Origin of the sequence: Nocardioides endophyticus, from assembly GCF_039543845.1 — a bacterium.
Lineage (GTDB): Bacteria > Actinomycetota > Actinomycetes > Propionibacteriales > Nocardioidaceae > Nocardioides > Nocardioides endophyticus.
The window spans coordinates 200,477-212,075 of the sequence record NZ_BAABKN010000014.1; the positions used below are offsets into that span (position 1 = coordinate 200,477).

The window sequence follows — 11,599 nt, forward strand, 5'->3', positions numbered from 1 at the left end:
GTGCATGACGACGCTGGAGTCCGACCCCGCCGCCACCACGCAAGGGGACGCCCTGGTCGTGCTCGACCACGTGGACAAGTGGTTCGGCGACCTGCACGTCCTCCAGGACATCAACATCTCCGTACGCCGCGGCGAGGTCGTCGTCGTGATCGGGCCCTCCGGCTCCGGCAAGTCCACGCTCTGCCGGGCGATCAACCGTCTCGAGACCATCGACAAGGGCTCGATCAGCCTCGACGGCAAGCCGCTGCCCCAGGAGGGCAAGGCGCTCGCCAACCTCCGCGCCGAGGTCGGGATGGTGTTCCAGAGCTTCAACCTCTTCGCCCACAAGACGATCCTGCAGAACGTCACGCTCGGCCCGATCAAGGTCCGCGGCATCGGCAAGCAGGAGGCCGAGAAGAGCGCGATGCAGCTGCTCGAGCGGGTGGGTGTCGCCCAGCAGGCCAACAAGTACCCGGCGCAGCTCTCCGGCGGCCAGCAGCAACGCGTGGCCATCGCCCGTGCGCTGGCGATGGAGCCGAAGCTGATGCTCTTCGACGAGCCGACCTCCGCGCTCGACCCGGAGATGATCAAGGAGGTCCTCGACGTGATGGTCGACCTCGCGCGGCGCGGGATGACGATGATCGTCGTCACCCACGAGATGGGCTTCGCCCGCACCGCGGCCGACCGGGTGCTCTTCATGTCCGATGGCGCGGTCGTCGAGGAGGGCACTCCTGAGCAGTTCTTCACCAACCCGGAGACCGCCCGGGCGCGCGACTTCCTGGACAAGATCCTCAAGCACTGATTTCCGGCACTGACATGTGGCACCACTCGGGAAAAGGGAGACACAGATGAAGTACCTACGGATCAAGGCGGCGTTCGCCGCGGCCGGGATGGCGCTGGCGCTCGCAGCGTGCGGCGACGCGGGCAACGACGACAGCGACGACGGCCCCGACGTGGAAGCCCAGGAGAACGCCGCTGACGACTTCGACGACGGCACGCGCATGAAGGAGCTCGCCGAGAGCGGGAACATCACGATCGGCGTGAAGTTCGACCAGCCGGGGATCGGCTTCAAGGGCGCCACCGACGACATGCCGAAGGGATTCGACCCCGAGATCGGCAAGATCCTCGCCGCCGATCTGGGCATCGACGCCGCCGACATCACCTGGGAGGAGACGATCTCGGACAACCGCGAGCCGTTCATCCAGAACGGCAAGGTCGACCTGGTCATCGCGTCGTACTCGATCACCGACGAGCGACGCGAGGTCGTCGGACAGGCCGGGCCCTACTACGTCACCGGCCAGCAGCTGCTGGTGGGCGCCGACAGCGACATCGACAGCCTCGACGACGTCAAGGGCACCGAGGTCTGCTCGGTCACCGGCTCGACCTCACTGGAGAACATCGAGGCCGAGGGCGCCAAGCCGCGCGGCTTCGACACCTACTCCGAGTGCGTCGACCAGGTGCTCAACGGCACTGTCGACGCGATGACCACCGACGGCGCGATCCTGCTGGGCTACGCGGCGGAGAACCCCGACCAGCTCAAGGTCGTCGTGGACCCCTTCTCCGAGGAGCGGTACGGCGTCGGGTACTCGCTGGACTCACCGGAGATGTGCGAGTGGATCACCGACACGCTCAAGGACGCCCAGGAGGACGGCGACTGGGCGACCGCGTTCGAGGCGACGCTCGGCCAGTCCGGGGTGGAGACGCCCGACCCGCCCGCGATGGACGAGTGCCCCGCCGCCTGACATGGAGGACCTGATCGACCAGTCCGACCTGGTGCTCCAGGCGTTTTGGCTGACCATCCAGCTGGCCGTCCTGTCCGGCCTCTGCTCGCTCCTGTTCGGAACGGTGCTGGCCGCGATGCGCGTCGGCCCTGTCTCGGTGCTGCGCGCGGCGGCGACGACGTACGTGACGTTGGTACGCAACACCCCGCTGCTGCTCGTCTTCGTCTTCGTCTTCGTCGCGGCGCCCAACATCGGCTGGTTCGTGGGCACGCCCTTCCTGGTCAAGGGCGTGATCGCGGTCAGCGTCTACACCTCTGCCTTCGTCTGCGAGGCCGTCCGGTCCGGGGTCAATGCCGTGGCGCTGGGACAGGCGGAGGCAGCCCGGGCGATCGGCCTGACCTTCGGGCAGACGATGGGCTCAGTGGTGCTCCCCCAGGCCTACCGCGCGAGCGTGCCGCCGCTGGCGAGCGTGCTGATCGCGATGACCAAGAACACCTCGATCGCCGCGGTCTTCGGTTTGATGGAGCTGACCGGCCGGATGCGCTACTTCAGCAACAACAGCGCCGACGACACGGTCATCTTCGTGGTCTTCGCGGCCCTGTACATCGTGCTCGTCGAGCTGATCTCGGTCGGCGCGATCGGCCTCGAGCGCCGTTGGAGGGCCGCCCGATGACCTCCGTCCTGTTCGACATCCCCGGGCCGCGCACGCGCCGTCGGCACCGCATGTACGCCGTCGTCGCCGGCCTCGCACTGCTGGCCCTGGCAGCGTGGTTCCTGAAGGTGCTCAACGACAACGGAGAGCTCGCCTACGAGCTCTGGGAGCCCTTCCTGACGCCCGCCTACATCGAGGTGCTCTGGCAGGGACTGCTCGACACGCTCGCCATGGCGGCGCTCGCCGTGCTGCTCGCGGTCGTGCTGGGCGCGGTCCTCGGTGTCGGCAAGCTCTCCGACCATCGCGCGGTCCGGGTGCCGTCGTGGCTGGTCGTCGAGTTCTTCCGCGCCGTGCCGCTCCTCCTGCTGATCATCTTCCTGTTCCTCGGCCCTCTCCGGCTGAGCCCCTACTGGTCGGTCGTCGTCGGACTGACGCTCTACAACGGCGCGGTGCTGGCCGAGATCTTCCGCGCAGGCGTCCTCGCGGTGCCCAAGGGGCAGGCGGAGGCGGCGTACGCCATCGGCATGCGCAAGACGCAGGTGATGATGCAGATCCAGCTGCCGCAGGCGGTGAAGATCATGATCCCGGCGATCATCAGCCAGTGCGTGGTGGCGCTCAAGGACACCAGTCTCGGCTTCTACGTGCTCGCTCCCGGCCTCACGACGGTGGGCCGCCGGATCTGGATCGAGTTCGGCAACCAGTTCCAGACCGCGGTCGTGCTGTCCGCGATCTACATCCTCTGCAACCTCGTGCTGACCGCCCTGGCCACCTGGGTGCAGCGCAAGTACGTCGGGGAGCAGAAGCTCGTCGTCCCGATGATCGGAGCGGCGGCCGGGGAGAGTGCCGGCAGGGGCGGCCTCTGATTCGGGGGTTCGTTGCGCGGCTCCGCAGGGGATGGCGCATCCTGTCTCCACCATGACCGACGCACACCTCGATCGCCGCGCCCTCCTGCTCGCCGGAGCAGGCGTCGCCACCACCGCAGCCCTCGTCACCTTCGAGCCCGCCTCGGCCGGCGTGCGCAAGCGCACCAAGGTCTTCAAGGGCCGCTTCCGGGGCAACATCCCGGACTGGCACTACCTGCCGTTCACCGTGCCGCACGGCGTCACCCGCATCTCGGTCAAGTACTCGTTCGAGCCGATCGACACGGGCTACGGCACCTCGTTCAACGTCGTCGACATCGGCATCTTCGACAACGCGGGTGCCGGCCTCGGCAACGCGAAGGGCTTCCGCGGCTGGTCGGGCGGCGCGCGGCGCTCGTTCTCCATCAGCCGCACCTCGGCGACGCCCGGCTACCTCGCCGGGCCGATCACGCCCGGTCGCTGGCGGATCGCCCTCGGCCCCTACCAGCTCCAAGGGGCCGGTACGCCGTACCGCGTCGAGGTCACCCTCCACTTCGGCGAGCGGGGGCCGAAGTTCAAGCCGTCGCCCGCCCCGACGTCCGTGCCCGGCAAGGGCGCCGACTGGTACCGCGGCGACCTGCATGTGCACACCGTCCACTCGGACGGCTCCCAGACCCAGCGGGAGGTGCTCAAGTACGCGAAGGCCGCCCGGCTCGACTTCATCGGGACCTCCGAGCACAACACCTCCTCGGCGACGCGGACCTGGGGCCGCATGGTCCCCCGGGACTTCCTGGTCATCTCCGGCGAGGAGGTCACGACCCGGTCCGGGCACTGGCTGGCGACCGGACTGCCCGCCGGCACCTGGATCGACTGGCGCTACCGGCCCGAGGACGGCAAGCTCGCTCGCTTCACCGAGCAGGTCCGCTCGGTCGGCGGGCTCTCCATCGCGGCACACCCCAACCAGGTCGGCGGCGGCAACGGCTGGGGCTTCGGCTTCACCGACGTGGACGCGATCGAGGTCTGGAACGGTCCGTGGAGCGGTGACGACCAGACGACGGTCGCGCAGTGGCACGCCCTGCTGAGCAGCGGCACCTTCAAGCCGGCGGTCGGCAACTCCGACACCCACAAGCAGTCCCAGCAGATCGGGCTCGCCCAGACGATCGTGCGGGCCTCCAGCCTGTCCACGTCCGCGATCATCGCGGGCTACCGCGGTGGCCACTCCTGGATCGCCGGTTCGTCCGCGGTCCAGCTCGAGTTCACCGCGACCCTGAACGGAGGGACACCGGTCTCGTGCGGCGATCGACTGCCGAGCCTCATCGGCGACCCGGTCGCCGTACGCCTGCGCGTCACCGGCGTCGCCACCGGCTGCGTCGCCACGCTGATCGGACCGGGTACGGCGACGTACGGCACGGCGACCGCGGACGCGGCCGGCCAGCTCGTGCTCGACGCGGTCGTGCCCGGCGGTACGGCGTTCGTGCGGGCCGAGGTCCGTCAGGCCGCGTCGCCGACCGACCCGATGGTCGCGCTGACGAACCCGATCTTCCTCACCGCTTCCGCGGGGTGACCCAGAGGCGGATGACGCCCTCGATGACGACCGTCCCGTCGGCGAGCACGCCGCGCACCTGGACGGGCACGTCAGGGTTCTCCGCGATCCACTGCTCCGGCTCGGTCTCGGCGATGCAGGTGACGTCGCCGGTCGCCTTGGCGGTGTAGGCGACCTCCATCCCCTTGGGGATCCAGCGCTTGTCGGCCGGGATCGTCGCCTCGGCCAACGCCCCCATCGCAGCCTCGAGCCCGTTGCACAGCGCGATCGCGTGCACGCTCTTGAGGTGGTTGTGGACCCGTCGCCGATTCGGGATCAGCAGCTCGACGCGGTTGGGCTCCAGGGTGAGGAACCGCGGCCGGATCGAGGCGAAGTACGGCGCCTTCCGGGCGAAGAGGAACGAGAAGACCCGCTGGCCGAGGGGTAGCACGGTGGCCTTGTTCCAGAGGGTGAGGACCTGGCTCATGCCACCACATTACCCGTTGGTAACTTCGAGGCGCACCTGACACATGTCAATTCCGGCTGCTACCGCCTCACCGGCCGCTCGGCCGCGCAGGCTCGGAACGCCGTGGTCAACCTGGCCGGGCTGCACGGCCCGCGCTGGTGCGACCCGACGCTGCTCGACGTCGAGGGCCTCCAGATCAGGCTCCGGGCCCCGACGACGCGTCGCTGATGGCCGAGCTCTGCGGACCCGCGACCGACATCTTCGTCGATGGTCTGGCTGCGCGGCGATCCGCGACCTCGACAGCCTCGCGCTGGTGCCTGCCCAGTAGCGTCACAGCCATGACGCTTCGACGCGGGTTGGTGCTGGGCGGCGGCGGGATCACCGGGATCGCCTGGGAGACGGGCCTGCTCCTCGGGCTCCAGGATCTCGGCATAGACGTGACCACGGCGGACGCCGTGATCGGCACCTCGGCCGGCTCGGTGGTCGGAGCCCAGATCACGACCGGGATCACGCTCGAGGACCTCTTCGCCTACCAGGTCTCCACGCCCAAGCCCGCGCCGCTCGCGACGATCGGGCCGGGAGTGCTGGCCGGCTTCGCCTGGTCGATGGTGCGCGCTCGGGGTGACCTCGACAGATTCGGGCGCCTCGTCGGCCAGTGGTCCGTACGCCGGGCCGCCGCGGGCAAGACGCCCACCCTGGAGGAGCGCTTCGCGGCGATCCGCGAGCGGCTGCCGATCCAGGAGTGGGCCGGCGACCGACGGCTGATCGTCACCGCCGTGGACGTCACGAGCGGCAGCCTCCGGATCTTCGGCGACGCCGACGGCATCTCGCTGGTCGAGGCCGTCGCCGCCAGCTGTGCTGTGCCGGGCGTCTACCCACCCGTCCCGATCGCGGGACGCCTCTACATCGACGGCGGTGCCAGGTCGGGGTCGAACGCGGACGTGGTCTCCGACTGCGACCGGGTCCTCGCGTTCACCCCGGTCGACCGCGCCATCGGCCGGATGCGGACGGCGGGCCAGCTGCTCGGGTCCATCCCGCACCTCGCCGTCTCCCCGGACGCCGACTCCGTGGCCGCGATCGGCAAGAACGTGCTCGACCCCGCCCGGCGGGCGGCGTCAGCACGGGCCGGCCGGGCCCAGGCCGCCGTGGTCGCGCCGCTCGCACGAGAGATCTGGAGCTCATGAGCAACGTCAGCTGGGGCCTGTTGTTCGTCGCCCTCCTCTGCCTCGTCCCGGTCGTCGGCGGCATCGTGCTGCTCACCTACGACGGCGGCGCGGCCCTCGGCTGGGGCCTGATCGGCTTCTTCGGCGCCGGCGTCGTGGTGCTCGGCCGCAAGGCGATCACCGGCAAGTAGCGGCGGACGTCATACGGACAGTGCGTCCGTTTGCTCCGTCCGTATGACGTCCCGCGGCTAGCCCGACACCCGCGTCACCACGAAGATCCGGCGGAACGGCAGCACGACGCCGTACGCGTGCTCGGGGTACGCCGCCGCGAGCCGACGCTTGAACTCCGCCTCGAAGCCGGGCCGCAGGTCGTCGGGGAGCGCCTGGAGCGTCGGACGCGCGCCAGTGCCGGAGACCCAGGTGAAGACGGGGTCAGGGCCGGCGAGCAGGTGGAGGTACGTCGTCTCCCAGGCGTCGACCGTGCATCCGAGTCCGGCAAGCGCGTCGAGGTAGACGGCGGGGTCGTGGCTGATGGGGACCGCGACACCGGCCGTGTGCTGGGCGTACGGCGCCTCCCCGGCGAGCTCGTCGCGGATCGTGTGGCTCGGCTCGCCGAAGTTGCCGGGCACCTGGAAGGCGAGCCAGCCGCCGGGCGCGACCGCACGCACCAGGGCGGGCAGCAGGTCGAGATGCCCGGGCACCCACTGCAGGGTGGCGTTGGAGACCAGCACGTCGACCGGCGCCGCGGGCGTCCACCGGCGCAGGTCAGCGACGTCGAACGTGACGCGACTGTCGGCGCCGCGCGCCTTGGCGATCATCTCGGGACTTGAGTCCAGGCCGACGACGGAGGCGCCCGGCCAGCGATCGGCGAGCAGCGCGGTGAGGTTGCCGGGGCCGCAGCCCAGGTCGACGACGGTGCGCGGATCGGCCGCGGCGACGCGCGCGATCAGGTCCACGAACGGCCGGCCGCGCTCGTCGGCGTACGTGAGGTAGCGGTCGGGGTCCCAGGTGTGGCTCACCTCGTCATCGTGCGCTCGTAGTATCTTGATGTCAAGATTCTCGATGTATCCGCTACGCTCGCCCCATGCGGGACGAGGTCGACGAGCTGGTGGAGGCCTGGGCGGCCGAACGCCCCGACCTCGACCTCGCGCCCGTCGAGGTGTTCAGCCGGATCAGCCGGTTGGGTCGCCACCTCGACCTGGCTCGCCGCGACGCCTTCACCGCGGCGCAGGTCGAGTCCTGGGAGTTCGACGTGCTGGCCGCGCTGCGCCGAGCCGGTACGCCGTACGAGCTCTCCCCCGGCAAGCTGCTGCGCGAGACCCTGGTGACCAGCGGCACCATGACCAACCGCGTCGACCGCCTGGTCGACCGTGGCCTGGTCGAGCGGCTGCCCGACCCCCGCGACCGCCGCGGCGTCCTGGTGCGACTCACGCCCGAGGGCAAGGTCGCCGTCGACAGCGCCTTCGAGAAGCTCCTCGAAGCAGAGCAGACCTTCCTCGCCGAGCTGCCCGACAAGGACCGGGTGCGGCTGGCCGCGCTGCTGCGGACCCTGCTCGCGCCGTTCGCCGACTGAGCCGACCGGGCCGACCGGGCCGACCGGGCCGACTGATGCGAGCCGGCTACTCGAGCAGCTCCGACGCCTCCAGCCACTCCAGCTCGAGCTCGTCCTTCTCGGTCGCCAGCGCCGTCAGCCGGGCGCTGAGCCCGGCGAGCCTCTCGTAGTCCTGCGCGTGCTCCAGGATCTCGGCGTTGATCTGAGTCTCCTCGACCGTGATCCGCGCCAGCCGCTTCTCGATCCGCGAGACCGCCTTGCGGGCGGCCCGCTCCTCGGCGCCCCCGATCTTGGCCTTCGCCTTGGTGGCCGTGGCATCGGCGGCCTGCTGCGACGCCGAGCCCACGTCGGGCTGGCCGGACGCAAGCCCGGCATGACGACGCTCGAGGTACTCGTCGACGCCGCGGGGCAGCATCGAGATCTGGCCGTCGCCGAGCAGCGCCCACACCGAGTCGGTCACCCGCTCGAGGAAGTAGCGGTCGTGGGAGACCACGATCAGCGTCCCGGGCCAGCCGTCGAGGAAGTCCTCGAGGACGTTGAGGGTGTCGATGTCGAGGTCGTTGGTGGGCTCGTCGAGCAGCAGCACGTTGGGCTCGTCGAGCAGCAGCATCAGCAGCTGGAAGCGGCGCCGCTCGCCGCCCGAGAGGTCGCCGATCCGGGCGGTCAGCTTGTCGCCGGTGAAGCCGAAGCGCTCCAGCATCGACGTCGCCGTGATCTCGCTGCCGTCCGCGGTCTTGGTGACCCGGCGGAACGACTCCACCATCGGCAGCACCCTGCCGTCGGGGTCGAGGTCGTCGAGCTGCTGGGTCAGGTGCCGCAGCGCGACCGTCCGGCCCTGCTTGACCTTGCCCGCCGCGGGTGCGAGCGCACCCGAGATCAGGTTGAGCACCGAGCTCTTGCCCGCCCCGTTGACGCCCACGATGCCGACACGGTCGCCGGGGCCGAGGCGCCAGGTCGCGTGCTTCAGCAGCGTGCGCTCCCCGCGGACCAGATCGGCGTCCTCGATGTCGATGACGTCCTTGCCGAGCCGCTGGGTCGCGAACTTCTGGAGCTCGAGGCGGTCCCGCGGTGGCGGCACGTCCTCGATCAGCGCGTTGGCGGCGTCGATGCGGAACTTCGGCTTCGAGGTCCGCGCCGGCGGGCCGCGGCGCAGCCAGGCCAGCTCCTTGCGGGCCAGGTTCTGCCTGCGGATCTCGGAGGCCGACGCCTGACGGGAGCGCTCCGCCTTGGCCAGCACGTACGCCGCGTAGCCGCCCTCGTAGGCGTCGACCGCTCCGTCGTGGACCTCCCAGGTCCATTGGCAGACCTCGTCGAGGAACCATCGGTCGTGGGTGACGACCACCAGCGCGGAGGTGCGCTTCACCAGGTGTTGGGCCAGCCAGGCCACGGCCTCGACATCGAGGTGGTTGGTGGGTTCGTCGAGCACGATCAGGTCGTGGTCGCCGAGCAGCAGCGCCGCCAGGGAGCACCGGCGCCGCTCACCGCCGGACAGCCCGTCGACCGCCCGGTCGAGCGCGACCCCGGCGAGCAGCACCTCGACGATCTCGCGCATCCGGTAGTCGGCGGCCCACTCGTGGTCGGAGCGACCGCCGAGCACGGCCTCGCGCACGGTGTGGGTGTCGTCGAGCTCGTCGCCCTGGTGGAGGTAGCCGATGAGCAGGCCGCGCTGCTGGGAGACGCGGCCGGAGTCGGGCTCCTCGATGCCGGTCATCACCTCGAGCAGGGTCGTCTTGCCGTCACCGTTGCGGCCGACGATGCCGATCCGCTCACCGACGCCGATGCCGAGCGAGACCTCGGTGAGCAGCGGGCGGACGCCGTACGACTTGGAGACGCGCTCGAGGTTGAGGAGGTTAGACATAGGACACCGGGTGCGCTCCGGCGACAGCGCCTGTGGTGACGAGTACGACGTCGTGCGCGGCGCGCAGCTCTGCCGCCGTCTCGCGGGCCTGGTCGGCGGACTCGCAGAGGAAGACGCAGGTCGGACCCGAGCCGGTGACGACGCCGCGCAGCGCTCCGGCCGACTCCCCTGCGGCGATCAGCTTCGCGAGGTCCGGGCGGAGGTCGAGCGCCGCGGGCTGCAGGTCGTTGTGCAGGGCCGCCGCGAGGGCGTGCGGGTCGCCGGCCTCGAGGGCGGCGAGCAGCGGCTCCGGCATCGGGGGTACGGCGGGGGCGTCCGGGAACAGCCGGTCGAAGTGGCGGTAGATCTCCGGCGTCGACAGGCCGATCGGCGACGGCACCAGGACCCACCACCAGGTGCCGGTGTCGGTCACGGGCTCCACGACCTCGCCTCGGCCGGTGCCGAGGGCGGTGCCGCCGACCAGCGCGAACGGCACGTCGCTGCCCAGCTGCGCGGCCAGCGCGAGCAGGTCGTCATCGGAGGTGTTCGCCTCCCAGAGCCGGTCGAGCGCAACCAGAGCGGCGGCGGCGTCGGCCGAGCCGCCCGCCATCCCGCCGGCGACCGGGATCGCCTTGTCGATGTGGACCGACCCGCTCACGGCCAGCCCGTGATGCCCGGCGAGCAGCGCGGCGGCCCGGTCGACGATGTTGTCGCCGTCGAGCGGGACGTGGCTACGATCCATCCAGTCGGACACCGTGACGTCGACCGACCAGCTGTCGCCATCCTCGACCGTGAGGTCGTCGTAGACGCCGACCGCCTGGTAGACGCTCGTGAGGGGGTGGAAGCCGTCCTCCCGCGGGGCCCCGACCCCGAGATGGAGGTTGATCTTGGCCGGCGCGCGGACCGTCAACGTCTTGCCCAACGTCATGCGTGGTGCTCCTGGTGGTCCGGCAGTGCCTCGGCCAGCCGGACGAAGTCGTGGATGGTCAGTGTCTCGCCCCGCGTGAGCGGCTCGATGCCCGCCCCCGCCAGGGCGGCGTCGACGGCGTCACCGGGAGCGATGTTGCGTAGTGCGCCGCGCAACGCCTTGCGGCGGTGGGCGAACGCCGCGTCGATGATGGCGAAGACCCGCTCGCGCGACACCGTCGTGGTGGGCGGCGGTCGGTGCGTCCAGGCGACCAGCCCGGAGTCGACGTTGGGCGCCGGCCAGAAGACGTTGCGACCGATCGTGCCGGCCCGGCGTACGTCGGCGTACCAGGCGGCCTTGACCGACGGGACGCCGTACACCTTGGAGCCGGGGGCGGCGGCCAGCCGGTCGGCCACCTCGGCCTGCACCATGACCAGCCCATGCCGCAGAGACGGCAGCAGCGCCATCAGGTGCAGGAGCACCGGCACCGACACGTTGTAGGGCAGGTTGGCGACCAGCGCGGTCGGCTGCGGGCCGGGCACGGCATCGACGCGCAGGGCATCGGCGTGCACGACCTGGAAGTGGTCGACCTGGTCGGGGGCGTACGCCGATATCGTCTCCGGCAACAGCTCCGCCAGCTTGTCGTCGAGCTCGATCGCGACCACCCGTCCGGCGACCTCGAGGAGCGCCAGCGTGAGCGAACCGAGTCCCGGGCCGACCTCCAGGACGACGTCGTCAGCGGTGATGCCCGACTCACGCACGATCCGCCGCACGGTGTTGGGGTCGATCACGAAGTTCTGGCCGCGCTGCTTGGTCGGACGCAGGTCCAGCCGCGCCGCGAGCGAACGCACCTCCGCCGGGCCCAGCAGGCGCGGAACGGCGGGGGTCTCGGACATGGTCGCCAGCGTAGTCAGCGCGACGGCGGTTCCCGATTTCCGGACTTCGCCAGCACCGGAATAGG

13 protein-coding genes are annotated in these 11,599 nt (G+C 70.7%); 8 read left to right on the forward strand and 5 right to left on the reverse strand.

Annotation, left to right across the window (positions count from 1 at the left end):
- The first annotated feature begins 4 nt into the window (after positions 1–4).
- Genes ABEA33_RS11165 through ABEA33_RS11185 form a run of 5 tightly spaced genes read left to right on the forward strand, consistent with a single transcriptional unit; the run spans position 5 to position 4,755 of the window.
- Entirely contained in the window at positions 5–781 is a 777-nt protein-coding gene (locus ABEA33_RS11165; protein ID WP_425577391.1) for an amino acid ABC transporter ATP-binding protein, read from the forward strand.
- Positions 782–827: 46 nt separating this feature from the next.
- Entirely contained in the window at positions 828–1,721 is an 894-nt protein-coding gene (locus tag ABEA33_RS11170) for a glutamate ABC transporter substrate-binding protein (RefSeq protein ID WP_345526852.1), read from the forward strand.
- 1 nt (position 1,722) lies between these two features.
- Positions 1,723–2,373: an amino acid ABC transporter permease gene (locus ABEA33_RS11175; protein WP_345526853.1), complete on the forward strand. Its 651-nt coding sequence runs from the start codon at positions 1,723–1,725 to the stop codon at positions 2,371–2,373.
- On the forward strand, positions 2,370–3,215 hold the full coding sequence (locus ABEA33_RS11180; RefSeq protein WP_345526854.1) for an amino acid ABC transporter permease: 846 nt from the start codon (positions 2,370–2,372) through the stop codon (positions 3,213–3,215). The genes ABEA33_RS11175 and ABEA33_RS11180 overlap by 4 nt, the downstream gene beginning before the upstream one ends.
- A gap of 52 nt (positions 3,216–3,267) precedes the next feature.
- On the forward strand, positions 3,268–4,755 hold the full coding sequence (locus ABEA33_RS11185) for a CehA/McbA family metallohydrolase (RefSeq protein ID WP_345526855.1): 1,488 nt from the start codon (positions 3,268–3,270) through the stop codon (positions 4,753–4,755).
- Here ABEA33_RS11185 and ABEA33_RS11190 read toward each other — a convergent pair.
- Complete coding sequence (locus ABEA33_RS11190) at positions 4,736–5,200, reverse strand: hotdog fold domain-containing protein (protein ID WP_345526856.1); 465 nt, start codon at positions 5,198–5,200, stop codon at positions 4,736–4,738. The genes ABEA33_RS11185 and ABEA33_RS11190 overlap by 20 nt on opposite strands.
- Positions 5,201–5,517: 317 nt before the next feature.
- Here ABEA33_RS11190 and ABEA33_RS11195 point away from each other — a divergent pair, with 317 nt between their 5' ends.
- A complete protein-coding gene (locus tag ABEA33_RS11195; RefSeq protein ID WP_345526857.1) occupies positions 5,518–6,363 on the forward strand; it encodes a patatin-like phospholipase family protein in 846 nt (281 codons plus the stop codon).
- On the forward strand, positions 6,360–6,533 hold the full coding sequence (locus ABEA33_RS11200) for a hypothetical protein (protein ID WP_345526858.1): 174 nt from the start codon (positions 6,360–6,362) through the stop codon (positions 6,531–6,533). The genes ABEA33_RS11195 and ABEA33_RS11200 overlap by 4 nt, the downstream gene beginning before the upstream one ends.
- A 57-nt stretch (positions 6,534–6,590) precedes the next feature.
- On the opposite strand, the gene ABEA33_RS11205 is transcribed toward ABEA33_RS11200, so the two are convergent.
- Positions 6,591–7,361 carry a trans-aconitate 2-methyltransferase gene (locus tag ABEA33_RS11205; RefSeq protein WP_345526859.1) on the reverse strand — a complete coding sequence of 257 codons (771 nt, stop codon included), beginning with the start codon at positions 7,359–7,361 and terminating at the stop codon, positions 6,591–6,593.
- 65 nt (positions 7,362–7,426) lie between these two features.
- Between ABEA33_RS11205 and ABEA33_RS11210 the strand changes: the two genes are divergently transcribed.
- Positions 7,427–7,915: a MarR family winged helix-turn-helix transcriptional regulator gene (locus ABEA33_RS11210; RefSeq protein WP_345526860.1), complete on the forward strand. Its 489-nt coding sequence runs from the start codon at positions 7,427–7,429 to the stop codon at positions 7,913–7,915.
- A 46-nt stretch (positions 7,916–7,961) separates the two neighbouring features.
- On the opposite strand, the gene ABEA33_RS11215 is transcribed toward ABEA33_RS11210, so the two are convergent.
- The 3 genes from ABEA33_RS11215 to rsmA are packed head-to-tail and all read right to left on the reverse strand — an operon-like array spanning position 7,962 to position 11,534.
- Positions 7,962–9,752 (reverse strand): ABC-F family ATP-binding cassette domain-containing protein, encoded by a 1,791-nt coding sequence (locus ABEA33_RS11215; RefSeq protein WP_345526861.1) that lies wholly within the window; start codon positions 9,750–9,752, stop codon positions 7,962–7,964.
- Positions 9,745–10,659: a 4-(cytidine 5'-diphospho)-2-C-methyl-D-erythritol kinase gene (locus ABEA33_RS11220; RefSeq protein ID WP_345526862.1), complete on the reverse strand. Its 915-nt coding sequence runs from the start codon at positions 10,657–10,659 to the stop codon at positions 9,745–9,747. The genes ABEA33_RS11215 and ABEA33_RS11220 overlap by 8 nt, the downstream gene beginning before the upstream one ends.
- Positions 10,656–11,534: a 16S rRNA (adenine(1518)-N(6)/adenine(1519)-N(6))-dimethyltransferase RsmA gene (rsmA, locus tag ABEA33_RS11225; protein WP_345526863.1), complete on the reverse strand. Its 879-nt coding sequence runs from the start codon at positions 11,532–11,534 to the stop codon at positions 10,656–10,658. Before rsmA ends, ABEA33_RS11220 begins: the two co-directional genes overlap by 4 nt.
- Positions 11,535–11,599 lie beyond the last annotated feature (65 nt).